Source organism: Pseudomonas sp. KBS0707 (assembly GCF_005937945.2).
In the GTDB taxonomy this organism is placed as follows: Bacteria; Pseudomonadota; Gammaproteobacteria; order Pseudomonadales; family Pseudomonadaceae; genus Aquipseudomonas; species Aquipseudomonas amygdali.
Map to the genome: position 1 here is coordinate 809,970 of NZ_CP041754.1, position 23,587 is coordinate 833,556.

General features: G+C 48.9%; 18 protein-coding genes and 4 pseudogenes. 7 read left to right on the forward strand and 15 right to left on the reverse strand.

What is annotated here, in order from left to right; genetic code table 11:
- Window positions 1-578: 578 nt before the first annotated feature.
- The 3 genes from FFH21_RS03875 to FFH21_RS03885 are packed head-to-tail and all read left to right on the forward strand — an operon-like array spanning window position 579 to window position 1,511.
- Window positions 579-803, forward strand: a complete 225-nt coding sequence (locus FFH21_RS03875; protein WP_041924429.1) for a carbon storage regulator — start codon at window positions 579-581, stop codon at window positions 801-803.
- Between the two features lie 35 nt (window positions 804-838).
- Window positions 839-1,255, forward strand: a complete 417-nt coding sequence (locus FFH21_RS03880) for a TraR/DksA family transcriptional regulator (RefSeq protein ID WP_005748016.1) — start codon at window positions 839-841, stop codon at window positions 1,253-1,255.
- 34 nt (window positions 1,256-1,289) lie between these two features.
- Window positions 1,290-1,511 carry a hypothetical protein gene (locus FFH21_RS03885; RefSeq protein ID WP_004663650.1) on the forward strand — a complete coding sequence of 74 codons (222 nt, stop codon included), beginning with the start codon at window positions 1,290-1,292 and terminating at the stop codon, window positions 1,509-1,511.
- Between the two features lie 78 nt (window positions 1,512-1,589).
- Here FFH21_RS03885 and FFH21_RS03890 read toward each other — a convergent pair.
- From FFH21_RS03890 to FFH21_RS03910, 5 genes and pseudogenes are all read right to left on the reverse strand, one after another.
- Window positions 1,590-1,937: pseudogene (locus FFH21_RS03890) on the reverse strand (recombinase family protein); the annotation flags it as partial.
- A 334-nt stretch (window positions 1,938-2,271) separates the two neighbouring features.
- Window positions 2,272-3,819 carry a XopAG/AvrGf1 family type III secretion system effector gene (gene xopAG / locus FFH21_RS03895; RefSeq protein WP_011167684.1) on the reverse strand — a complete coding sequence of 516 codons (1,548 nt, stop codon included), beginning with the start codon at window positions 3,817-3,819 and terminating at the stop codon, window positions 2,272-2,274.
- A 204-nt stretch (window positions 3,820-4,023) separates the two neighbouring features.
- Window positions 4,024-4,284, reverse strand: a complete 261-nt coding sequence (locus FFH21_RS03900; protein WP_019742064.1) for a hypothetical protein — start codon at window positions 4,282-4,284, stop codon at window positions 4,024-4,026.
- Window positions 4,285-5,082 (reverse strand): thioredoxin domain-containing protein, encoded by a 798-nt coding sequence (locus FFH21_RS03905; RefSeq protein ID WP_011167685.1) that lies wholly within the window; start codon window positions 5,080-5,082, stop codon window positions 4,285-4,287.
- A 313-nt stretch (window positions 5,083-5,395) separates the two neighbouring features.
- Window positions 5,396-6,499 carry an IS5-like element ISPsy19 family transposase gene (locus FFH21_RS03910; protein ID WP_011167686.1) on the reverse strand — a complete coding sequence of 368 codons (1,104 nt, stop codon included), beginning with the start codon at window positions 6,497-6,499 and terminating at the stop codon, window positions 5,396-5,398.
- Window positions 6,500-6,543: 44 nt separating this feature from the next.
- Between FFH21_RS03910 and FFH21_RS03915 the strand changes: the two genes are divergently transcribed.
- The gene (locus FFH21_RS03915; protein WP_011167687.1) at window positions 6,544-8,832 is read left to right on the forward strand and encodes a hybrid sensor histidine kinase/response regulator; all 2,289 of its coding nucleotides are present in this window, start codon (window positions 6,544-6,546) and stop codon (window positions 8,830-8,832) included.
- Window positions 8,833-8,911: 79 nt separating this feature from the next.
- Here FFH21_RS03915 and FFH21_RS03920 read toward each other — a convergent pair whose 3' ends face one another.
- The 7 genes and pseudogenes from FFH21_RS03920 to FFH21_RS03945 all read right to left on the reverse strand — a co-directional run bounded on the left by FFH21_RS03920 (window position 8,912) and on the right by FFH21_RS03945 (window position 15,843).
- Window positions 8,912-9,748 (reverse strand): EAL domain-containing protein, encoded by an 837-nt coding sequence (locus FFH21_RS03920; protein ID WP_230383651.1) that lies wholly within the window; start codon window positions 9,746-9,748, stop codon window positions 8,912-8,914.
- Window positions 9,749-9,802: 54 nt separating this feature from the next.
- Window positions 9,803-10,534, reverse strand: a pseudogene (locus tag FFH21_RS03925) (CfaE/CblD family pilus tip adhesin).
- Between the two features lie 1,150 nt (window positions 10,535-11,684).
- Window positions 11,685-12,431 (reverse strand): CS1-pili formation C-terminal domain-containing protein, encoded by a 747-nt coding sequence (locus FFH21_RS03930; protein WP_371217764.1) that lies wholly within the window; start codon window positions 12,429-12,431, stop codon window positions 11,685-11,687.
- 4 nt (window positions 12,432-12,435) lie between these two features.
- Window positions 12,436-13,038, reverse strand: a pseudogene (locus tag FFH21_RS30955) (hypothetical protein); the annotation flags it as partial.
- Window positions 12,957-14,447 (reverse strand): TcfC E-set like domain-containing protein, encoded by a 1,491-nt coding sequence (locus tag FFH21_RS03935; protein WP_134933246.1) that lies wholly within the window; start codon window positions 14,445-14,447, stop codon window positions 12,957-12,959. The gene FFH21_RS03935 and the pseudogene FFH21_RS30955, both read right to left, overlap by 82 nt.
- 95 nt (window positions 14,448-14,542) lie before the next feature.
- Window positions 14,543-15,058, reverse strand: a complete 516-nt coding sequence (locus FFH21_RS03940; RefSeq protein WP_011167690.1) for a CS1 type fimbrial major subunit — start codon at window positions 15,056-15,058, stop codon at window positions 14,543-14,545.
- 71 nt (window positions 15,059-15,129) lie between these two features.
- On the reverse strand, window positions 15,130-15,843 hold the full coding sequence (locus FFH21_RS03945; RefSeq protein ID WP_011167691.1) for a periplasmic chaperone protein: 714 nt from the start codon (window positions 15,841-15,843) through the stop codon (window positions 15,130-15,132).
- Between the two features lie 101 nt (window positions 15,844-15,944).
- On the opposite strand from FFH21_RS03945, the gene FFH21_RS03950 reads away from it, so the two are divergent.
- Window positions 15,945-17,048, forward strand: coding sequence for an IS5-like element ISPsy19 family transposase (locus FFH21_RS03950; protein ID WP_004663854.1), 1,104 nt, complete (start codon window positions 15,945-15,947; stop codon window positions 17,046-17,048).
- Here the strand turns inward: FFH21_RS03950 and FFH21_RS30960 are convergent.
- Complete coding sequence (locus tag FFH21_RS30960; RefSeq protein WP_082226994.1) at window positions 16,967-18,715, reverse strand: transporter substrate-binding domain-containing protein; 1,749 nt, start codon at window positions 18,713-18,715, stop codon at window positions 16,967-16,969. The two genes, FFH21_RS03950 and FFH21_RS30960, sit on opposite strands and share 82 nt — an antisense overlap.
- Before the next feature lie 171 nt (window positions 18,716-18,886).
- On the reverse strand, window positions 18,887-19,162 hold the full coding sequence (locus FFH21_RS03960; protein ID WP_134933031.1) for a hypothetical protein: 276 nt from the start codon (window positions 19,160-19,162) through the stop codon (window positions 18,887-18,889).
- Between FFH21_RS03960 and FFH21_RS03965 the strand changes: the two genes are divergently transcribed.
- Window positions 19,161-19,799, forward strand: a complete 639-nt coding sequence (locus FFH21_RS03965; protein ID WP_011167693.1) for a response regulator transcription factor — start codon at window positions 19,161-19,163, stop codon at window positions 19,797-19,799. The two genes, FFH21_RS03960 and FFH21_RS03965, sit on opposite strands and share 2 nt — an antisense overlap.
- Before the next feature lie 338 nt (window positions 19,800-20,137).
- On the opposite strand, the pseudogene FFH21_RS03970 reads toward FFH21_RS03965, so the two are convergent.
- Window positions 20,138-21,236, reverse strand: a pseudogene (locus tag FFH21_RS03970) (IS630 family transposase).
- 585 nt (window positions 21,237-21,821) lie between these two features.
- On the opposite strand from FFH21_RS03970, the gene FFH21_RS03975 reads away from it, so the two are divergent.
- Complete coding sequence (locus FFH21_RS03975; protein ID WP_011167694.1) at window positions 21,822-23,549, forward strand: ShlB/FhaC/HecB family hemolysin secretion/activation protein; 1,728 nt, start codon at window positions 21,822-21,824, stop codon at window positions 23,547-23,549.
- The last annotated feature ends 38 nt before the right edge of the window (window positions 23,550-23,587 follow it).

The following is a 23,587-nucleotide window of genomic DNA, read 5'->3' on the forward strand; positions in this document are numbered from 1 at the left end:
CTGGCCCGCTAGGGTCAAATCATTGCATTCCATTGAGGATCACAAAGCGCTGTAACTGAATTACGGTCTTCTGTAATCCCACCATCTACAAGTCGTCTCTTTTTCGCAATTTTTCCGTAACACAGGCCTTGGTTAGCGTAGCCAGCGATTTGGTTCCATCAGCAATAGGCCCAGAGATTCTTTATTGATCTGCATCAAAAAAGCATGAAATTTGAGGCTCAAGGGTACCTATGACATCGCTTATCAGCGATAACGACCAAACGTAAAGTCGCACTGTTGCTGCATCGTGTTTTGCTGCGTGCTTTAATCGGAATGCTACATCCACCGCTGTTGAGGGCGATGACCCGTTCATGCATTTTGGTATTCGGTTTACGCCCAGCGTATCGACCGGCACCCTTGGCCAGGTCGGTGCCTTGGTACGGCTGCCATGATTTTGTTCGTCAGTTGGGCGCGAGGTCTATCGTCTGACTTGAACATCCGGGCAGCGGTGGTGGCTGTCCTTTGGTTGCTCAATACAGCGTTGGTTTATGTCAGAGGCAGAGCGCTGATCCAGTTTTCTAGGTAAAGAGGAAAATCGTATGCTCCTTCTGACTCGCCGCGAAGGTGAAAATATTATGATTGGCGATGGAATTCAGATCCAAGTCTTAAGCGTTTCAGAGGATACTGGGAATGTACTTATCCAGATTGAAGCCCCGGATGTCGTCGAGGCCCAAGGCAGAACCGTTGGGAACGAAGTGACCGCTCACAAGCCTGGCCCTGTTATTACTCATAAGCGGCGGTGGCGTTCGTTGGTCACTCAGTAGGAAGTTTGGATGACCAACCAGATCAGGAGCACAAGATGGCATTGATGAGCGTTGACCAACTGCTGAATCAAGCAGAGGACGAGTACATGAGCGTAGACCAGCTGGTCTTTTTCAAAGACAGGTTGGAGGTCAAAGCCGCAGAGCTTCGTGATCGCTTGCTCAGCTGTCAGGTCAGTTGCGAGATCGAGCGTCACCCGGACGAAGCCGACTTCGCTTCCGATGAGGAAAACAGAGCGGTGGCAGCAAGCATGATAGAAAGGGACAGACAGACGTTGAGCCATGTGCTTAAGGCCCTGGAAATTCTCGCTCTGGGCGACTACGGTTTTTTTCAGGAAACTGGTGAGGCCATAGGCATAAAACGCCTGCTACTGGTCCCCGAGTCGTTGTACTCGGTCGAATCGATGCGTGCGCTGGAGGCCAAGGGAATGCACCAACGCCAAGCGGCCCAGTAAAGTCGCCGCAGCGATGTGATCCAGGAGAATTGCGATGACTGCAAAAAGTGTCGAGCGCGATATGGCTATCTCAGAGCTTGCCGACCATTTGGAGCGCGATCTGATGCCTTGTCCAGCAGGACGTACCGCACTGCTGACTTGGATAGAAAAAAAGCTGGCTCAAATAGCGCTCAATCCTGTACCCACAGCAGCTGATGCTGCGTGGTTGATCGAAAGCGCTTATATCCAATGGGCCGCTGCACAGCCAAAGGGCTAAGGGAAATTCTATGAACGCGATTGCTACCCCTGTTATGGGGTTCATAACGTTTACTGAGCCGCTTCAGGCCAAAGGCTATATTTTCTTTTGTTGATAGTCCTTCTTGGTGATCTCGGCCATCATATCTATCATCATGCAGTTGATGGCCTCCAGCATGCGGTGGGTGGACTCGTCCCCTGAATGCGCCTTCATGCCTTGATGACTGGTAGGCAGATCCACCGAGACGATCCGTATGCCTCGGTTATCGATTGCTGTTTTGAGGGATCGCCATGACTGGTCATCCATCCGCGACGGCCGATCGATACTTTCCACCAGCGGCACGTCACTTCAGCGAGAATCTTTGAGTAGTCGGATTAATTCCGGGCGGTCGGCAAGGCTGTCACTGGCATTTTCCATGTAACACGATGCGTTGGCCTTGCCGTAGCTGCGGCCTCGCATCGCGCCTTTGTCACGCACCTGTGCGCCCGATCGACCTAAGCGAATCGGCAGCAAAGCCGGTACACAGGTCAGACGAGATGACCAGACAAGCAAAGCAACAGCTGATGAAGCGCTTCACAAGCGGTCAGGTCGATATCTGCAAAAAGCTGCTGAAACTGAGTCGCCAGGTTATGCCGCATCTGCGGACTTCTCTATGCACCTTCATTGGGCGATAAGAAATATCACGCAGCTATCGGGTGGGGGAGGGGCGAGGAGCAATGGAACAGAAAGTTAACTTAACCCCGACGCCCGTCCGCAAATACGCATGCTGCCTACAGAAACGTTACGAATCAGGCTTGTCAACCGAGCTACTGTATAGCTGCGATTGTACATTGATCGCCCTTCCGCCATAAAACTCTGTCGCTGCAGCCTTGCATGCGTCATTGTAAAAATCTTCAGCATCCTCCACTGTGTAGCCAGCTCCAACGAAACACCCGTGCGCAATTTCCCTAAGAGTGTGGCGTTCACTACTGGCGTTGTCGTAAATCGCATTAAGGCATCCTACTATGGCGATCACGTCTTTCTTGGAAAGTCTGTCCTCACCACTCAACAAGCGTGCATGATTGATGTATGCCGATACGTTATATCCAGTAAATGAATCAGCCAGACCAGAAGAATCCTCAAAGCTGGAAACATCTTCATTCATCTTGAAATGGGCGATAGGGATGTATTTCATTTCACCCAGCTTTTTGGCTGTCAGATCACTTATTGCTTTTTCATCTTTGTTGTAAATCGACTTTTGCAAAAATATGTTAAGCTTGTTTAGTGTAGGTCCTGCAAGGCTAGTATTGCGCCGTGCAATTCCTTTTTCCATATCGGTTTGTGTAAACGGCCTAGTTGCGCCAAGCTTTTGATTTTCCTGAGAAGAAACTAGACCCTTTTTTTCAAGAAAGGGCATCAGTACTTTGTGAGCATCTCCCCAATTTTCTGAACTACAGTACAACGGCCTGAGTATCAGCAGAGCTTGCCCTGCACGGAATTGGGCTTCAGGACTTAGGCGCTCACTTTTCTGTAGGAGCGGCTGCAATGCATCGACACAATTCCTTGGCGTCAATGCCCGCTCACTGTTGATTGCTCGGGCATGATGGTTCTCGCCTTTTTCAATAAAAGGATTAGAGACAGATCGTGATGCATAGCCGTAAGACCCTGTCTCTTGATTTGGAACGCCGGACAAAGAATACTTATTTTTGCAATCATAAGACGCGCCCTTGGTTATATCGAAATCTGGCGGAGTTTGGACAATACCGTGTTTTTTCAACAACTCAGGCTTGACACGCTCACCCATGATGCAAGAAATATTATTAGCTATGGAATCATGCGCTTCCTTGGTGTCGATTAAGTTCTTCATGTGCACTTTTGTAGCGGCGCGAAAATCCAACATCGTAACGAAAAGGTTTTCCCCACACAATTTTGGCAATAATGAAGAACGCGTCGGCGCAACACCTCCAAAATTGGCACGATTATGGTAGGCATGATAATTAGCTTCTGCCTTTTTCTCTGCCTTCTGCAGGCGGGCGTCGCTGGTAAAGCCTTGTTTGCCGTCATTTAAGGAAGTGGTAGAAAGAAAAAAATCATTGACTGTTTTGTCGTAGAGGTAGGCGCTGCCCGCAAGATAAGCAGCGTACCTCATACTTCGGAGGTGTGATCGAGAGCCATTACTAGATTTGCCTTTCGAATCGCCCTCGTGTGTCCGTGCGGTTTGAGTTGCGCTCAGCGCAGCGGACTCATTATTTTTTGCTATTGTATTAGCCGCTTCTTTCGTAGACGAGGCATTAAAGGTATTCTGCACCAGTCTTGAGGCTGAGTAGAGATGACTGTTCCTTATTTGCATAATCTATATCTCCTAATGCTATGAGGCATTTGTTCATGTAACAAGATTATACGTGGTCATCACAAAGCATAGAGTTCCGCAGAAAATTTCTGTCCGGGGAATGGAAGGTTCAGCGCTTTCCAGTCGTTACGTTTGATGCACTTGATAGCGTAGGTCTTCGATTGTTCCCTTCGGAGGTGTTCCGCAGCCGCTTCGCGCTCCTCCTCAACGATCCGAGCTTCGTCGCTTGAGCCTGCTCAGGTCCGCCAGTTTGGGAACGTCACTGAGAATAAGTCGGCATCTTGCGCCGTAGGGAACTGCGTAGCGCATCTTGCAGCGCGCTTGCAGCATAGCAAGCTCTTCCACAAGCCAGTACGCGTTGTTGGCAACGATCTTCGCCATCTGATGAAAACCAAGTGAGCCATAGCTACGGACCTGCACCCATAGTAAGCGCGCTTGTAAGGCTTGTTCAAAGGCTGGGTTCATTTATAAATCCTTCGTGCTGGCCAGCCAGTCGATTGCGGAAAGCAGCACGTTACCGTCAGGTGCTCCCTGCAGCTTGATCGATCGTCCAGAGACTTTATCCTTGATGACCAGCGTCGGTGTGGCAGTGATGCCGTCCAGGCCGGCCTTGTGCGCCTGGCTAACAACGGTCTGTCGGACAGCCGGGTTGCTCGACGCGCAGTTATCGATGAAGTGCTGTCGATCCTCAAGCCCCGGGATCTGCGGATTGCCAGCAGTTCCAGCACCGTTCGACCGAGTGCGCTGATAAATGAGTTCGACGGCGAGCCAGAAAGCGTCATTGCCGCGCTCAATCCCCGCGCACTCAGCCCACCGAGCTTCATAGCTCGCGGTCGGCTCGTGCATGGGAAGAGGGAGGTTGTGCCACTGCAGGTTCACGTCTGGATGCTGATCCACCCATGCTTTGAGCTGTGGGAAGTAATCCTTGCAGTACGGGCATTCCAGATCTGCATACTCGACGATGGTGAATCTGGCACTGCTGCTCCCGTAAACCCAAGCGCCATTATGCTTCGTCTGTTTGGATGTCTGGCTGACGGTGTTGAGCATTTGCATGGCCTGTCTGACATCTGGCAGGCATTTAAAGGCCAGAATTGCCAAGGCTAGGCGTGTGAGCAGTGTATCGAGCGAGCTTTTGTCGGCAGTGGCAGCCAAGTTGTTGCTGAGCTGAGAAAGCTGATAATGCTCATAGCACAACGTGCCTGCCAGAATGATCAGGCAGACACTGAGTACGACGGTGTTTTGAGTAGGGGGTGGTAGGTTCATGGGCGTCCTCGCGCGAAAGCGATGACACCCTCTCAAACCGTTATACGAAGCGCAGTAGGAAATACATTTTCCGATGCCCATGGTTTTTTGGGATGCGCGGAGAGTTCGTAACGCTCTGCCATGAGTGCGAGAGGCCAGCCAGTCATTACGGCAATCCTATCTGCGCCGTATATTCAAAAGCACTAGCAAATAGAGATTAGTTGCAAACGAGTAAAATTGCGAACGACCCAGAATTTTCTTGGTTACCTGTAGAAATAGCTTCGACATAATGTCATCGGCTCGCCGAAACACGCTTAGGAGGGTGTAGACAAAATCATGTAGTGAGTCGGCGCGCGAGTATTCGAGCCTCGGCCAACCAAACCCATGCCTCGCTTACCGCCAAAAGGCGATCATGATGCATGATCAGTCGCCGAGCTCTCTCATTCCAGGCATGAGTTCGCTCCACTACCCATCGCTTGGGCATGACCACAAATCCAGTCTGAACAGGCTCCACGGAAAATAGATCGCCTTGTTCAGAGTGCCATTGCCCTGTTCTTCTGTTATTCGGGCCACGGATCACTTGAACATCGATAGCGTGCAGTTGATGGGTGCGCTGTGCCCATTTTCCTGCGTACGCACTATCAACAAAAAGCGTGCTCAGTGACGGATATTTTTCCTTCGAGTACGCCACCGCATCATCCGCCGCGTCACGATCCTGCACGCTTGCAGCACTGATACTGACAGCCAGCAGCAGGCCCAATGTATCGACAATCAGACTTCGTTTACGCCCCTTCACTTTTTTGCCTGCGTCGTAGCCGCTGTCACCGCCTTGAGGAGAACTGCGGGTCGACTGTGAATCCAGGATCGCTGCTGACGGGCTGTCAGCGCGTTCTTCCCGCTCACGCCATTGAGCTCGCAAGCGATCATGCATTTGCTCGAACTTGCCTTGAGCGCTCCACCGGCGGAACGTTTTGTAGACATTGTCCCAATGAGGAAAATCGCGGGGTAGCATTCGCCATGAGCACCCCGTGCGTACGACATAGCAACAGGCTTCCAGCAACGTGCGCCGAGAGTGAAGCGGTGGCACTCCTCGTCCGCCCTGGCTTTCAAACAGGTCGGCGACCAGTGCCCACTCGGTATCTGTCAAGCAACTCGGATATAGCTGCTCCGGCAGTTGGCGGCGGTGGGTTTCATTGTAGCCATAGGCTTTATTAGGTTCAGGTGACTGAAAACTTCCCTTGGCCCGCTGCTTTACACGCGTAATCCCTGCCATTTTCAACGCTTTTGCAAAGGTGTCGGGATGCGCAGTGATACCGGTTTCGGCGAAGAATACGAGCGCCAATTCGGCCTGGCTGGAATAGGGCTGTGCATGAGCGAGTTTCACCAGCACGGGATAGTGCTCGGCGGCAATCGAGCGAGGACGTCCGGTTTTAGGCATGGCTTGAGGGCTATTCAGACAAGGGAGTGAAAGTTTAATTTATTTTGTCTACACCTTCTAGGGAAGGTCTGAAAAAGCCTTTTCTTCAAAAGTCGAAGCCAGTAAATATAGGCGCTCCAGCCCGGTTCCTCTCCAAAAAAATGGGCTTTTTCAGAGGATACCTAGAAGCCCGACTCAACAGAATTACCAGCAATCTATTAGTGGGTGTTTTTGAAGCGAATCAGGAACGCGGACAATTGCCAGTATTCTCTTATCTCGCAGGGCCCATTGAGGAGCTCCTAGGACAAAACATCAAAAATGTATTAGCCGATTCGACCTTGCTTTTTGACACGGTTCTGCCGGAGGACCTTACTGCATTGATGGCAAACATGGATGCTAAATCGGAAAGCGAGCAACCGTTGCGAGCTTTCTTTCGCTGCCGGACAATGGGCCGCGAAATGCATATACGTATTGACGCTGTGCCCGAGAAAACCTCCGGAGGTTCGATTATTTGGAAGGGCGTATGGGTCGACGTTACGGAGGCCAGAGAGAAGTCCTTGAAACTCTCACAAGCAAAGGACGCGGCTGAGGAGGCGGCTCATGCGAAGTCTCAATTTCTGGCAACGATGAGCCATGAGATACGCACGCCCATGAACGGTATTCTGGGCCTCTTGGAGCTACTGCACTCCAAGTCGATGAGTCCTGATCAACAGCAAATCATGTTGATGATCGATGAGTCGGCAAAGTCACTGATGACGGTGCTCAATGACGTGCTCGACCTTTCAAAGATTGAGTTTAACCAACTTGAACTTCACCGGCAGCCGACAGATCTTCGCGCCTTGATCAGCAGTGTAGTGGGCATAATGGCTCACCAAGCTCATGCGAAAGGGCTGCGTGTGCGTATCACAATAAGCCCTGCATTAGCGAGCAGTGTAGAGGTAGACGATATGCGCCTTCGTCAAGTTCTGCTAAACCTTCTGAGCAACGCGATAAAGTTCACAGCGGTCGGTACAGTCTCGATAAAGGTTGCAGTCACCCGCTCTAGCGACACCACTCAACACCTTGCTATTTCAGTCATTGACACTGGACTGGGAATGAGCGATTCGCAAAGAGAACGCATCTTCGAACCTTTTACTCAAGGCGACGCATCCATCACCCGCAGCTATGGTGGGAGCGGATTAGGCTTGGTGATCAGTCAGCATTTGATACGGCTGATGGGAGGAGAACTGGCACTGGAGACCGAAGAACACGTAGGTACGAACGTGACAGTAGTGTTACCGGTCAGCGCTTCGAGTGCCGATAGCCAATCCAAAAAGCTAATAGGCAAGCGCGTATGCGTTGATCTGGGTGATGATGAGGATCGAGGAGAGTTGAATGACTTGCTATTGGCCCTCGGTGCGACGCCGGTATCAGCATCAGAAGTGGATTCAGTTCACTCTTGCGATTTGTACTTCTTTGATGCCCCCGAAAAAATACCGGACTTATCTGAGACGCTCGCCGTGGAGGTGACGGCAAGTCCGATATTATCGGGATGGCGAGACACAGGCGCCGGATATCCAACCTTGAGCAGTAACCCTTTCATGTGGGGCAGCGTGTTATACGTATGCAGCGAATTGCTTGGGATTGGCATTATAAATACGCAGTCTCGCACGCGAACAGGCGGCTCCGATCGACCATTGATCCTGGTAGCAGAGGACCATCCTACCAATCAGGTTTTGATCAAAAGCCAGCTTGACCGATTAGGGTTTGATTGTGAAATAGCTGCAAACGGCAGTGAGGCACTACATCAGTTTAATGAGAATGTCCACTGCATGGTGATAACCGATTGTTATATGCCGGTAATGGACGGCTACACCCTGGCAGAAAAGCTGCGAAGCAAACTCAGTGGTCGACATTTTCCGATCCTGGCAATAACTGCAAGCATTCTGATTGAGGAACAACAACGGTGTACCTCTGCAGGCATAGATGAGTGCCTGTTAAAACCTCTGAGTTTGGACACTTTACGGGAAGCGCTGAGCAGATTACTCCCAGCCTCAAAAATTCCCATGCAGGTACAGCCCAACGAAATTGAAAGGAGTGGGGATTGGCAAGCGCTACTCGGTTTGCTTGATGAGAGCCCTGAATTCAAAGAGCTGATCAACGGTTTCATCCGAACGACCAAGGAAGATATTGCGCATATCGAAACCCTTTCAATGCCAAAGGAGCAGCAGAAGCTGCTGGAACAACTCCACCGTCTACGCGGTGGGATGCGTATGTTTCGCCTAACTGAACTGGCTGCTCGTTCGGAGGTGATTGAGCGAGAACTAACTAAACGTAGCGCGGAAGATATATCGGTCGAACTTGCAGAGTTCTAGAACTATATAAGCGAATTTCTTGAGCATTTAACAAAATGCTCAAATCGGATGAATTAGTTACTGACTTCATATTTTAAATTTAAAGTGCTCCGTTCCATCTCAAGCACCATCGTTCTATATCCTCAGCCGGAAGTGCAGCTGAGAATAAAAAGCCCTGCCCCTGATCACAGCCAAGTCCTTGTAGGAAGTTAAGTTGCTCAAGCGTTTCGATGCCCTCTGCGACAACGGTCAATTGCATAGCCTTACCAATGGCTATAATATATTTGGCAATTTTTTTGTAACGTATGTCGGCCAGCATATTTTGAGTGAATGTTCGATCAATTTTTATTTCAGAACATGGTATCTGACATACACGTTCTAGGGCAGAATAAGCAGTACCGAAATCGTCGATTGACAACCGCCATCCACAAGCATCGAGCCTAGCCAAATTTTTAATAAAGTGTGATGCCGTAAGTGCCTCTCCACCGCTTTCAGTAATTTCGAGTGTTAGTGGCTGATTGTGGATAGGATTGCGATTGACTTGGGTAATGAGTGCACCGATAAAACTGCTATCGCCGATTTGACTAGCATCTAGATTCAGTGCCAGAGGAACGTCCAGGCCGGAGCGCTTCAACGCATTGTAAGTGGTTAATGCTTGATCGGTTAACGTATGCGTCAACTCATTTAATAGACCTGCGGATTTGACAGCGGGTAAAAAAATATCGGGCGTCAAGAGTTGAGAGTTAGGAAGTTTCCATCGAGCTAGCACTTCCAAACCCGAAACCTCAAGGCTACTTAACTCAATTTTTGGTTGAAAATAAGATTTAAACTCGGCACATTTTAGCGCGAAAACTATATCGTAATAGTTAATACTACTTGCGAAAAATACTGAACTTTTCTTTTGGTTAAGCATAATTACAAATACCTTCCAATTCATCAAGATAAATCTTACTGTTACATGGCAGAATTATCGATTTTTTGTACTACTCGCCTACAGACTGCTTGACGAAGGCGTGAACTTCAAGTGCAGTGAGCCTTGGTAATGACCAGGAGCTTGGGTGTTTTGTGAAATATCGGCAGTTTTTAAATTAATCAGCCAGGGAGTGCAGTATACTGGGTTTGGTATATTGGGAAGTGTTACGAGCTTTGGAGTTGATTCATTGACTCCGGTAAAGCTGAACAGTGTATTGGGTAAAACTTTCTTTGATGCCACGGAGGGCGCCGCCGGTGTTGAAACCCAGACCTGATAAGGAATTGTGTTGCTGAGTTTAGGGTCGGGATTCATCATTGTATTGGTTATATAAAAATTTTTACCTTTTGAGCTAGGCGAGGAAAACGTGATGTCGTACTTTTTACTCTGCGCATTATAACCATCATACAAACAAGCATCTATTTTCACATCGCCAGCTAATATAGGGCTGCGATCCGGACTTGGCTTACGCTTCAAGTCAAGATCCACAGTAGGTGACGCAGTACTGTAATTTGGCAGATAAACTTGGATATTTTAATTGTCAACCAAGTTAATTGTAATACCAGCTGTCCATGTGACCAATTTGGTACGGTTGGGACGATAGGCCCACTGATGCAAAATAAGCTTAGCATACCATTCCCCGCCTATTGGCAGGCTCTCTATTTGTTCTTTCGAAAGCCTCACAGTTAATAATGATTGCGCCACAATATTGGAGTTGCTCGCGGAGCTATTAATAGCAAAAGTTGCGGACATAAGATTATGCCCACTCTAATCAACTTTCTCATTAAAGCCTTCCAAGGTTAGGACTTTACTAATACCGGTATGTTGCTCTGTGAAATTTAGCGAAATACTGGTAAGGGGTATACTGTATATAGTATATAGTATATACAAAGTTTGGGCACTTGCCAAAGGCTGAGTCGCTGTTAGATGTGCAAGCCCAGGCCATAGTCCCAAAGAAATTATAGTCAGCTATCGGCTGCGGCATGTCAGCGCTCGATCCTTTTCCTCCAGACTCAGCGTTCCAGATGATTAGATCCGTTGCTGAATTTTTTTGAGTAGTGACTTTTAAAGATATATTTTTGTTTGTGACCGGAATCCCCCCCAACCGAGTTAGCCATGCAAGTAACTGAGTACAGCGTCAATAATATTGATAAAAAAAGTTTATTCGTCGCCCTGTAAACAATAATCATTAATCGCTCCAAAAAATCAACACATCAATAAGTTTCACAAATACTTCGAATTGGATTTTCATAACACCACCGCGCAGACACATCTTCTCATTATTTACCCTGAAAAAACCCAGAATTTCCTGGATTGCCACCAAACAAATAAAACAGCTACATTCATTGCACTTTATGCCGAATGCAAGGTGTACTGAAATGTATTGAGCACAGTAGCCCTTCCGCTATATAAAAACTACCGATTCAGCTAAGACCCGATGCGCTTGCTGTAAAGAATCAGATGGTAGACGCCCTTTGCATTCAGATTTCTGTTAATTGCTATTTAATATAAAACCCGCTTTCTGGTAGCAGTTTTTATATCAGAGCTTTTAGCTTAAATACAACTCAACACCCTATTTGCGGTACCGCCCTTTAATGGAAAAATAGACGATCCGCATTGCTATTAGCCTACTAGAAAACTTAGCACTCTCAATAATACTGGATTTTCTATATTACCAACAACTCCTTTTTTAGGAAAATACCTTCATGAATTAGGTGTTACCGTCTCAATCGACTTTATGGCTATTGAGGCTGTCCAAACTGCATTGGGTCTGATCCGGAACAAGTGTTGATTTATAGCGCTGCCGTTCCGATCAGTGACGCTAGTCATACGAATGACAATTTTATTATTTCTGATTTGAAACCCAATCGCTTTAACATGAAAGTATAATTTCTATATCTGTTCAGTATTTTGCCAGTAAGTCAGTTTTTTTCAGTACCTTCACGACACGGGGCAGCTTTCTGAGTTTGTCTGGAAGGTCATTAACTGAAGTAGTCTTGCAACTGACACTGCCTAGGTTCCTCAACCCGTTTTCATTTTTTATAACGCGAACAGGACATTGGTAGATTACCTTGTCTTTGACAACATAAAGCTCCTTAGGCTGCCCTTTAAACTCGGCCACGAAACTTCCGTCATCATTTATGTTTGGTACTGTGGCGTTCAAAATTAACCCGCCGGCTAACGCATTCGTTCCGTTGAACATCAACTGTCCCAAATAGGTATATTGAGTAGTTGCCGTTAATTTTCGCACACCCAGCTTCCCAGGTTGCATAAACCAAGTCAGATCGCCTGCGCCTTGGTCAAGAGTCGCGATGCCGTCTCCAGTACGCGATGTGGAATCCTCGACGTGACTCTGCACACTCTGAAATCCCTCAACCGGAGCAAATATTTTTTCCCCGGCATGCAAGGTTACTTTTGTGGCTCCAGGCATCTGAATATCAGCCACTGCCTGAGGCTGCTCATCACTTGCATCTTGCTTGGGCGCTTCAAATAACAAGCCGCCCATCGGATCGGACCCGCCATTATCCGTGCCCCAAATGAACTGATGAGGAGTTACCGCAAACGATGAGGAGTACGTGCCGCTTATGTCTGTTCGCGTTTGCGACGTGGCTGACTGCACCGCTGAGCCGCCCCATGTCAGTTTCAACACGGCCATTTATGTTAATGCCGCGCTCGTTGTTATTGGTCGTGGAAAGTGTGGCTCCGAGTTCACGGTAGCCATTATCGGTCCAATTGCTGACATGGCTGACCTGATAGTTCTCCTGAGCCGGTTGTTGCTTGCTCTGCCTCACGTTTGCCTGCGCCGACTGGAAGTCTGTACGCCCGCTAGCAGTCATACGGGCCCGATGAGAAAAGCTCATTGTCAAGGTCATACCGTTGTCTGGAAGGTGGTTGTTCTGCGCCCGATACAACGAAACGTTCGGGGTGAAGATCCAGTCATCTTTGACGAAAGTTTTGCTGAAGCTTAATTGTACAGAGCGATTAGCAAAGCGATTGATTGACGAACCGTATTCATTTGCATAAAAATTGACAGTTTTATTAACCGAGACAGTGCTGTCTTGGTAGCTGATCAGTTCGCTCTGGCGATTCTGAGTTTTCGAAACGCTGTAGCCTAAGGTAGTGCTCCAGCCAAAAATATTAGTCCCGACTGTTGCGTTCAGCGATTGATAGCAACTTAGGTAAGTGTCCGTCTCGCAGTGTGTATTTCCAACGTTGTAACGATAAAGGCTGGCGCTGAACCCGTCGTTCCAATAGATCTGCTGGGTATCACCATGGCTACCATCAGAGCCATAAAAAAGTCAGCTGTTGTATTCAGGTTGCCATAACGGGTTGGCAGGCTCCAGTCGAATTTGCTCTCTGCATAATGAGCGTTACGCACCTGAGCAACACCAAAGGTCGTCGCGGTGTTGAAGCCGGTGTTCAACTTGCCCCCAACCAACGCTGATGAGCTTTTTTGTGTCTGCCCTGGTCCAAAACTTTGAGCAGTCGGGTCTTCAGCCATGCCTGCTTGGACAAACCATTGAAAGTCGCCAGCGTTTCCACTGGCTGCACTCGACTTGGAAAAAGGTCGAGTCTCGGTACGAGCGAGTTGCCCGTTCTCAAACACTTTCATAGTCAAAATATAGCTGCCGTCTGGGTACGCTGCCGTATCGATATCCTGCAGCCCACCTTGTACATAATTAGTGCTTAACAGTTGATTCCCGCGATAAACATCAACCCGCGAAGGGGCGGTCAAAATAAGGTTTACGGGTGTTCCTTTGTTTTGTGCGGCTTGATTGAGATAGGCTTGAGTCGTACCCATGCGTATACCATCCGTCTTACCTATTGGTAATAAAGAAAAGCTAAAAGCCCCACCCAAGTTGCTCGAAAGGTTCCGTTGGTCCATTCGGCCAGCTTGCATGTAATAACGATCATTCATGTCAAAGCGATAGAAAAGCTGGTCGAGATAGGTATTGCTGGTGTTTAGTTGTGGGGATTGCTCACCGATGTAGCGCCAGGCGCTACCAAGATAGCCACTCTCCCCTACTCCAAGAGCACCAATACCCGTGACGGACAAATTTTTATATTCGCTATTTCCCGAATAGTTGATAGTTTGTCTATGAACAAACGCATTTTTTAGATCTGCATTGGGCTTGAAATATAAGGGCTTTGAGCTATCGTTGTTCAAGCTTTGCCATTTAGGATTCAAAAATATCGTAATAACCTGACTGGCCTCGTCGTAAATATAGGCTGCAGAATCGGTATTTATATAGCCACAGCCATTAACCTGAATATTATCTTGACATGACAGTTGAGAGTTACGTTTCTGCGGAGTGCTCAGAAGCGCCAATAATTGTTGGCGTTCAGTGCTATTCATCGAAACTTTCAAAGGCATAGCATCGAGTACTGCCTTGGGGTCCTCGAATGTTACCGAGTCGGAGTCGACATCGGCTAAAAACATGCCTAATTTTTTACCTGGCACAGACACTTCTAAAGATAAGGCTTGAGTCTGCGCTAAAAACTCAAAACCTTTGGGTGGTAGTTCAGCACTCTGAGCATTAGTGATAAATAGAGTAATAGACAGCAAGCTAAAAAAGCTATGCTTTCTAATAAATATAGATTGCATTTTTTTAACTGCTTCAATTATATTTAACGAGTGGCTGAAGCCATACTTTTCGATGTTCAATCGTCAAGTACGGCTTTAGCAAAAACCAAATCTAATTTAGCTTACGATTACGATTACGATTACGATTACGATTACGATTACGATTACGATTACGATTACGGTTGCGCTGCCGCAGCTTGAGTAATAATTAGATTAACATTACCAGAATAGATACCAGCTGCGGTGAGTGGACCTTTCTGAGTTTGGCTGATTTTGAATTCCTCAGGCGCTGAAGTCCCATCTTCACTAAAATTCAAATTGCTAGCTAAAATTGTCAGATCCTTATCAGCGCCCAGCGCGCTACCCATGAAGCTGACAGTCAGAGGCACTACAGGTGCTGAGCTGTTAGTTGTGTTAGTCAATTGTGGAGCAGAGCCTAGTCGCATCAGCAGATTTTTTGCGGTGTCATTAGTATAGAGTCGGGTTTGAATAATTTTGTCTTTGAGACCGGTTGCCGGAACGTATTGCATGTCCAATGTTTTTGGAATTGCACTACCATCTGCCTGCGTGAATCCGAGGGTAGTATCCACATTGGCGGTGACGACGATATCGGTTTCATAAGCGCTTGCGGTAGATGCCATTAGGCCGCACGCAACAAGGGTGAACGGGAGCAGCAGAAATGACTTTTTCATGAGATATTTTCCTTTGATCAATTTACTTGAGGTCGCCATTTTTCAGCAGGCAATGGCAAGCACTGTTCAGACTAGAAATCCCAGCGTTGAGACTTCAGATCGGAATCTTGAGTTAGATAGTTCACTACAACAGATTTTACCCTTGCGAATTCTTTAGGCATATTAATTGACAATCCGGGAAACACACTGCTTTCAATTTTAGTTTTCTTGCAGGTGTCAGGCGTCAATCCTGAGCACATAGAAACATCTTTAATCCATGTATGAACATTACCGGCATTTTCAATCGTTCCTTTTTTTAAATCCACACCTAGCTTTACTTCAGAGATTTTAGGCTTGCTATATACCAACACCCCCCATGTTAGACTAATACCAACGCTGCCACCCCCCTCTGTAACCACATGATCTTCATCCGTATTCGCAGCTACAGTCTCGACATATACACGATATAACAACTCTTTATTTGGACTCGACAACGAGCGCAATCTAACCGTGTGCTCTCCTCCCGGCGGCAGGATTATTTTTTGCGGCGATGCGATAATGCCTGATCCGCTAAGTATCGAAACTGGCACTTCTTTTTCTTGCGCAGTCGCCGGGTTCAACACCTCCTTAACATAAATATTTAGATACTGAACCCTATCCGACTTAGAATAGACTTTAAACTGGTTCTTGCTGAGATTGACATCGTTCATCGTTAACGACATCGGATACACCATTACGTTAGCGCTGGCCATACCTGAAAATAATACCAAAAAAAGCAGGCAGCAAATTTGCTTCGAGATTTTCATTTATTGAACGCCTGTAAAAAATTAATTTCGACTAAAGCTCTAAGAGGGTGTAGACAAAATAAATTAAACTTTCACTCCCTTGTCTGAATAGCCCTCAAGCCATGCCTAAAACCGGACGTCCTCGCTCGATTGCCGCCGAGCACTATCCCGTGCTGGTGAAACTCGCTCATGCACAGCCCTATTCCAGCCAGGCCGAATTGGCGCTCGTATTCTTCGCCGAAACCGGTATCACTGCGCATCCCGACACCTTTGCAAAAGCGTTGAAAATGGCAGGGATTACGCGTGTAAAGCAGCGGGCCAAGGGAAGTTTTCAGTCACCTGAACCTAATAAAGCCTATGGCTACAATGAAACCCACCGCCGCCAACTGCCGGAGCAGCTATATCCGAGTTGCTTGACAGATACCGAGTGGGCACTGGTCGCCGACCTGTTTGAAAGCCAGGGCGGACGAGGAGTGCCACCGCTTCACTCTCGGCGCACGTTGCTGGAAGCCTGTTGCTATGTCGTACGCACGGGGTGCTCATGGCGAATGCTACCCCGCGATTTTCCTCATTGGGACAATGTCTACAAAACGTTCCGCCGGTGGAGCGCTCAAGGCAAGTTCGAGCAAATGCATGATCGCTTGCGAGCTCAATGGCGTGAGCGGGAAGAACGCGCTGACAGCCCGTCAGCAGCGATCCTGGATTCACAGTCGACCCGCAGTTCTCCTCAAGGCGGTGACAGCGGCTACGACGCAGGCAAAAAAGTGAAGGGGCGTAAACGAAGTCTGATTGTCGATACATTGGGCCTGCTGCTGGCTGTCAGTATCAGTGCTGCAAGCGTGCAGGATCGTGACGCGGCGGATGATGCGGTGGCGTACTCGAAGGAAAAATATCCGTCACTGAGCACGCTTTTTGTTGATAGTGCGTACGCAGGAAAATGGGCACAGCGCACCCATCAACTGCACGCTATCGATGTTCAAGTGATCCGTGGCCCGAATAACAGAAGAACAGGGCAATGGCACTCTGAACAAGGCGATCTATTTTCCGTGGAGCCTGTTCAGACTGGATTTGTGGTCATGCCCAAGCGATGGGTAGTGGAGCGAACTCATGCCTGGAATGAGAGAGCTCGGCGACTGATCATGCATCATGATCGCCTTTTTGCGGTAAGCGAGGCATGGGTTTGGTTGGCCGAGGCTCGAATACTCGCGCGCCGACTCACTACATGATTTTGTCTACACCCTCCTAGGGATTTCGCCTTCTCATCAGCCTGCCGGATTAGGGTGATATCGACCAACGAAACCATCACACCAGCCAGCGCCTGATTGGCTCGATAGAAAGGTTTCATCCAGTACAACCAGGTGCGCATCTCTCCTTGGCCATTTGCAATAGAAAACTCGGAATGAAAATTTTCACGCTTCCTCATCACCTGAGTCGCAAGTTCATCAATGGTAATGGACCAGTCATCCGGGTAGTGGCTTGTCTCAAGAGTGGTTCTACCAAGCAGCTCTTGTTTATTGATTGAAAACGCCACCTCATAAGCGTGGTTAATCAGGAGATAGCGTTTATTCACGTCCTTTACAACCACAGGGTATGGGTAGGTATCAATCAACGCATCTCGCAATTGCAACTGATCGCCTAACGAATGCTCCGCTTCCCGGCGCTGATTGATTTCTATGCGCAAGCGACGATAAGAGATGAATAGGAGAACACCGAGCAGAACCAGCCCCGAAAGGGCTAACCAAAGCGTTTTTTTAATTGCTGCCCAGGGGACGCTCTCTTGCTGCGCAGCATAAAGCCACTTGGTGTTCATGGCCTCTCGCTGCTCTTTTGTGAGAGTGCGTAATACTCGATTTATGAGCGGTAGCAACGATTCATATCTTGAAGTCACTCCTATAGATAGATCACCTGGTATTTCTGCCGGAGCAACTATTTGCAATGTTCCAGAAAAGTGTTCAATCATTAATTTGGTGATTATCAATAGATTACCTACGTAGGCGCGCGCATTTCCATCCACAACTTGTTGCATTGCCTGGAGAGGTGAGTCTGTAACGTTAATGGTGCTCAGTGGCAGCAACGCTTTCAGTTTATCTCGTAGATATACCGGGTCACTTACGACCAGCGTCTTGCCATTGAGCTCGGCCAGGTTTGACACTCGGAGGCCGGAGGTTACGATGACGTTGCTAAAGGAGAGCATGGGGCGGCTGTAGAGCACTTGGCCAACATCACTTTCGACATATTTCACTGGCAAAATGACGTCAGCTTGACCACTTGCCATTTTGAATAGTAGTTGCTTCCAGCTCGTCGCGGGAACCAATTCTTTTTTTAATCCAAGCTTGGCAACTATCTCACGCCAATACTCTCCCGCCAAACCGTCCTCTTGACCGTTTTTATTAATAAAGGCGACCGGTCGGTAATCGGGATCGTATGCAACTTTCAGGACAGGTAAGCTAGCCAGATACTGCCGTTCTTGATCACTTAATAAAAAACCAGAAGAAGAGAGTTCGAGATTCTGCCATCGCGAATCGAGTTGCGAAAGCGTAATCGCTGGAATGTTTTGCATTGCGTTAGAGAGGCGCGCGACGAGTTTCGGTTCATTTTGCGCGACAGAAAAGCGCAAAGATGTAACAAGATCTGGAACTGGTCGAACTCCTATACGCAACGATACCAAGCTGACCATGTCAGGATAAATAGCTGCACCATCTTCAACTATGACATCAGCATTTCCTGATTTTATCAAATTTAATGCGTCGTTCAAGTTGAGCACTTCTTGTACTGGCGTGTTTGGATGCAAAATCTTGAGCCAGTTAGAAACTGAATTACGCTTAATTGTTACAACTCGCAGTTTAAGCAGCTCTTCTACTGGAGCTCCATTGATCACTGTGTCGGCGCCCATGATTAGTGCAGGTATCTTGAAATAGGGGGGCGAGAAAGCCGCACAGGAAGAGCTGTTGCTAGTCAGGTGGACATCTGTGCCGACATCAATACTTTTTTGACAAATTGCTTCATCCAGATCGCTAATAGATGAAAATCTTTTGAAGACAAGTGAGACATTTAGCTGCTTGGCTTATGCGGTCAGTAGTTCATTACCATAATTAAAGCTGATTGGTTCTCTTTCGCTGCCCAAGCCAACGTCAACGTAACCGACAACCCACTCAGAGTTTTGCTTAAGAAATGATTGCTCTGCTATGCTAGATTTAAGATCATCTGCGTGAGAAATGTCGCTATAGGGAATGAAAAAAACTGTCAAAAGTAGTACATTTAACAGAGCGATTAGCGCTGCGCAGCATGATTGAGAATGCTTCTCATAATCGGTGGTTTTTTTTAAATTGGGGGTTGACATGCAGCTCAGAATCATCATAGCGGATGACCATCCAGTTGTATTGTTAGGCGCGAAAATTATAGTTGAAAAGGGTGGGAGCGGCCTAGTTGTGGGGCAGGCAGAAAACCCTGAAGAGCTTGAGGCTATTTTAAAAAGTACCCCTTGTGATTTGCTGGTTACTGACTTCGCCATGCCCAATAGCCGTCGCGATGGATTGATCATGCTCAAGCGCCTCAGGCGTCTGCACCCTGAACTTAAAATTATCGTTCTCACCTCAATACGAAACTCAAGCTTGATTCTTGGTATTCTGAATCTTGGCATTCAGGGTGTTGTTGAGAAGAATGCAGATCAGTTCGAGCTGATAGAGGCAATAAAAAAAGTTGCCCGACATCAGCGCTATATTAGTCCGTTTTTTCGTGAGGCCTTGGCCGATGTGTCCATATTAAATTTCGATCGTCCTTCTGTAAAGCTGTCACCTAAAGAGCTTGAGGTCGTTCGGCTTCTAGCAATCGGATTAACCCAAGCTCAAGTTGCTGAAAAGCTATCCAGAAGTATAAAAACTATAAGCTGGACAAAGGTTTCGGCAAAAACAAAATTAGGTATAAAAACCGATGCAGAACTTTATCAATATGCCCGTAACACCCACCTTAGTACGTAGGTTAGAGCTAGGGGAAAAGCTATAGCGCCGCAGCGAACTCCATCTATCATCTATTAATGTATGCTCTTAGGCATCAATTCTCCAATAACGCTCGTTCATATACACCCAGCGCCTTTGCGCCGGTTAGTCGTCAACACCTTAACCCTCGAGAGCCAAACCTATCTTCTCTATCGAATAGGCAGCGAACATGCGAGTCGACAGCCTGTGCGTAAACGGATTGCTTGCCGATATCAGCACTACGCTGTTTTATGACTAGCGCCTGCGCGGTATGAGGGCACGCTCATTAAAAGTGAAGTACTGACGGCCATATGCGGCTTAGATAGTTTATTTCGATGTATTCAATACAGGCTAACGTGCTGTATGAAAATAACTCGCCCGCCAGTCTGTGAGGCCATTGCCTCACGGGTACGCTGTATATTATCAAGATATCCTCTCCCTCGCATTCACACATAGCTGGTTGGCAGCGCACTTCGCAATGGCAGGAATGTGGTGATCGAACTCTAATTCGCGAATTGAGCTGAAACTGCCCTATCGGAAGTATACCTTGATTTCCCGAAAAAATCGCTCAACCATGTTCATCCACGAAATGGAGGTCGGGGTGAAATGCATGTGGAGGCGTCTGTGCTTCTCAAGCCAAGCCTGCGCTTTCAGGTACTTGTGCGTGGCTTAATTGTCCACGATCAGATGCAACTGAAGATGCCTGGGCGTCTCGTGATTGATCTTTTTGAGAAATCCACCCATTCCTGATGCCGATGTTGACGCTCAATGCGGCTGATCAAGCGTGATTATAGATAATCCACCGCAGTAACCAAAGTGGCAGTGTCGTGGCGGATATAGTCAAGTGATTGCGTACGGATATGCCCGATCCCCAGAGGCAAACCAAGTTGCGTGCGCTACAAGGCTTGAGCTTGGCTTTTCATCGCTGCAGAGGAGCAACGCCTTGTCTGGCGGGTCGAGATACAGTCCGATAACATCCCAAAAATTCTCTTCTAAATGAGGATCTCTGGACAGTTTGAAGGCACTGGTCAGGTGCGCTTTCAGGTCATTGGCGGCCCAGAGTTTGTGCACGCTAGTGGCTGAAATTTCGGCGACTCGGGCCATGCTCCCACGGCTCCATCGAGGCTCGCCGATTCGCGGCTGAGTGACCTGTTCAAGGACACGGCACACGGCTTCAGCCAGCAAGGACGTTTTGCGCCCACGACGCGGCTTGTCGGGCACGCCGTCCAATCGCAGCGATTGAAAGCGCTGACACCAACAGATGATCGTTGGGAGTGAGAGACCGGTCAAGCGAGCGATTTCTATCCGCGAACTACCTTGAGCTGCCTGGGGGATCACTTGGGCGCGACGGTCTTCGCGCTGGCTGATGGTGGCCGAGCGTGCTCTGCGGCTCAGTTCTGCTTGCTCTTTCGGGCTGAGGACAATCTCTTGGGCGTTCACTGACGTTCCTCCGAGCGCTGAATGGCAGGGACAGTGTAGTCAAGACCGGAGAAAAATTATTTCGAGAGCAGCACGCTAGGTAGTCTGGCAAGTTGCGCCGCGCCGCAGTATGCGTTCCCAGTTGGATTGGCGCAGTCTTTTGTAAAAGGCTAAACGCAAGATCGAGTACTTCAAGGCTCAGGCAGGGGCCGGGGTCGAGCATCGCCTTGAATCATTAGGCGCCGGTTTGAGCGCAGGATAATGCCCATTCGTTGGCTAAATATTACCCAGTTGACCACTTTGTTCGCTCTGTCGGCCCTCTGGATTACTCGAAAGCTGTTGATGGGTGCAGGGGGCTTGCTTAACGCGGGAGATCGAGCAAAAAAGCCCTTAACACGATGCATCACGCCGTTTATGGTAGCACTTAGTACCGATGTGATTTTCATAGACGGTCGCAATGCGGGAAGCTTGCCCGAGCTCCTAAGAAATCTCCGTTGCGAAAACTCAAACGGCCTCTGAAACATTTTTTCTAAAAAATTTATAGAAAAAACTTAGGAATACTATATTTTAAAATTTGTATAGCGCATTTTCAAACGGACATTAATTATGCGAACGGCATGCTCATGTGGGGAACGTCCAATAGTACGTCTTGCCATAGGCGCAGCTTTTTTCTGTGCTTCAGCGGCTCAAGCCCAGGTTGCGCCGGACGCGGGCCAGCTTCAGCGCCAGATAGACCAGAACCTGCAGAGGCCGGTCGTTGCACCGTCGCCAGCCGCACCGGCGCCCATTTCAGGCGCCGATCACCGCGGGCCCAAGGTTGTTATTCGGCGTGTCGATATTGTCGGCGCCAAACTCATACCGGTTACCGAGCTTGCAGCTCAACTCGACCCTTACTTTAATCGTCCTTTGACCTTGAGTGAGGTGCAGACTGCCGCACAACAACTGGTAGGTTACTATCGCGAGCGCGGATGGTTTGTAAGAGTGCAATTGCCTACGCAGGATGTCAGCGACGGTACGCTGCGCATCAACATCGTTGAAGGGCGCTTTGGACGTCTGCAAGTTGCACCCGGTACAAGTCGTGTCCGCAGAGATTTCGTATCCACTCTAGCGGGCCGAGATCTCAATGCTGATGAGCCGTACTCATTGTCACAACTTGAGCGCGGGTTATTGCTGGCCAACGATCTACCCGGAGTTCGGGCTGAAGGTACACTGCGCCCAGGTCAGGCGCCGGGCACCAGTGATCTGGCGTTGCAGATCAGCGACACGCCTTTATTCGCGGGTCTCGTCGGCGCCAACAATTTTGGCAACCGTTTCACCGGGCGAGGGCAGGGCTTCGGCACCGTCAGGCTCGACAATCCCAGCGGCTTCGGTGATCAGTTGCAGATCAGTGGGATTCTTAGTGAACGACTCGATTATGAGAGCGTCTCTTACAGCGCGCCTGTGGGTTATGACGGCCTGCGCGCCAGCGTCGGCTATGGTCAATTGCATTACCAACTGGGTAAAGAGTTTGCCGATTTGGACGCACGCGGCCAGAGTCGCACCCTGTATGCGGGCCTGAGCTATCCATTGTTGCGCAGCACAGAACGCAATATCACGGTGGGGCTGGACGTCAGCCATGCGCGTCTGGAAGACGAGGCCTTTGATGTCACCCTGCGCCGGCGAGATATTCAACTGGCGACGCTCGAACTGCGCGGCGACGCCAGGGATGGTTGGGGCGGTGGCGGTGGCGGTGTCACCGCCGCAAGACTCTCACTGGAGGGCGGGCGCGCCGCGCTGCGGATTGCCGCGGACCGTGATCAGGACGCCCAAAGCGCGGGCGTTGAAGGCGGCTTCGCTGCGCTTGGGGTCGAACTTCGCCGCGATCAGGTACTGGCTCCGGCGCTCTATCTGAGAGGGCGCTTCGCCAGTCAGCTCGCTTTCAATAACCTTGCCTCGTCGCAACAGTTCAGCCTGGGTGGCCCCTACGGCGTGAGGGGGTATCCGGTCAACGAGGGCAGTGGCGACAGTGGTGCCCTGATGCAACTGGAACTGCATAGCCTGCTACCCATGCTGGGTATTGCGAACCTGGATGGTTATGCCTTCTTTGATGCGGGTGTCACACGCCAACATCAGACTCCCTGGCGAGGATGGGATACTGCAGGTAGCGGCCGTAACACCTATCCCCTTTATGCCAGCGGCGTCGGTCTTGCCTGGACCCATACGCGTGGTTTCGCCATCAATGGGATATTCGCGGTGCCGCTGGGCAACAATCCCGGTGGTACCCGCAGCGATCAAGACCAGGATGGTGGCTCGACCGGACCGCGTGTCTGGCTCACCGCCAGTCAAAGCTTCTAGGTTGATTGACTCACAACTGCTCAGACTTTTGCGCGGGA

Coding starts and splice junctions, on each gene's coding strand:
- FFH21_RS03875 (WP_041924429.1), top strand. CDS start 579: ATGCTCCTTCTGACTCGCCGCGAAGGTGAAAATATTATGATTGGCGAT.
- FFH21_RS03880 (WP_005748016.1), top strand. CDS start 839: ATGGCATTGATGAGCGTTGACCAACTGCTGAATCAAGCAGAGGACGAG.
- FFH21_RS03885 (WP_004663650.1), top strand. CDS start 1,290: ATGACTGCAAAAAGTGTCGAGCGCGATATGGCTATCTCAGAGCTTGCC.
- xopAG (WP_011167684.1), bottom strand. CDS start 3,819: ATGCAAATAAGGAACAGTCATCTCTACTCAGCCTCAAGACTGGTGCAG.
- FFH21_RS03900 (WP_019742064.1), bottom strand. CDS start 4,284: ATGAACCCAGCCTTTGAACAAGCCTTACAAGCGCGCTTACTATGGGTG.
- FFH21_RS03905 (WP_011167685.1), bottom strand. CDS start 5,082: ATGAACCTACCACCCCCTACTCAAAACACCGTCGTACTCAGTGTCTGC.
- FFH21_RS03910 (WP_011167686.1), bottom strand. CDS start 6,499: ATGCCTAAAACCGGACGTCCTCGCTCGATTGCCGCCGAGCACTATCCC.
- FFH21_RS03920 (WP_230383651.1), bottom strand. CDS start 9,748: ATGAATTGGAAGGTATTTGTAATTATGCTTAACCAAAAGAAAAGTTCA.
- FFH21_RS03940 (WP_011167690.1), bottom strand. CDS start 15,058: ATGAAAAAGTCATTTCTGCTGCTCCCGTTCACCCTTGTTGCGTGCGGC.
- FFH21_RS03945 (WP_011167691.1), bottom strand. CDS start 15,843: ATGAAAATCTCGAAGCAAATTTGCTGCCTGCTTTTTTTGGTATTATTT.
- FFH21_RS03950 (WP_004663854.1), top strand. CDS start 15,945: ATGCCTAAAACCGGACGTCCTCGCTCGATTGCCGCCGAGCACTATCCC.
- FFH21_RS30960 (WP_082226994.1), bottom strand. CDS start 18,715: ATGGGCGCCGACACAGTGATCAATGGAGCTCCAGTAGAAGAGCTGCTT.
- FFH21_RS03965 (WP_011167693.1), top strand. CDS start 19,161: ATGCAGCTCAGAATCATCATAGCGGATGACCATCCAGTTGTATTGTTA.
- FFH21_RS03960 (WP_134933031.1), bottom strand. CDS start 19,162: ATGTCAACCCCCAATTTAAAAAAAACCACCGATTATGAGAAGCATTCT.
- FFH21_RS03975 (WP_011167694.1), top strand. CDS start 21,822: ATGCGAACGGCATGCTCATGTGGGGAACGTCCAATAGTACGTCTTGCC.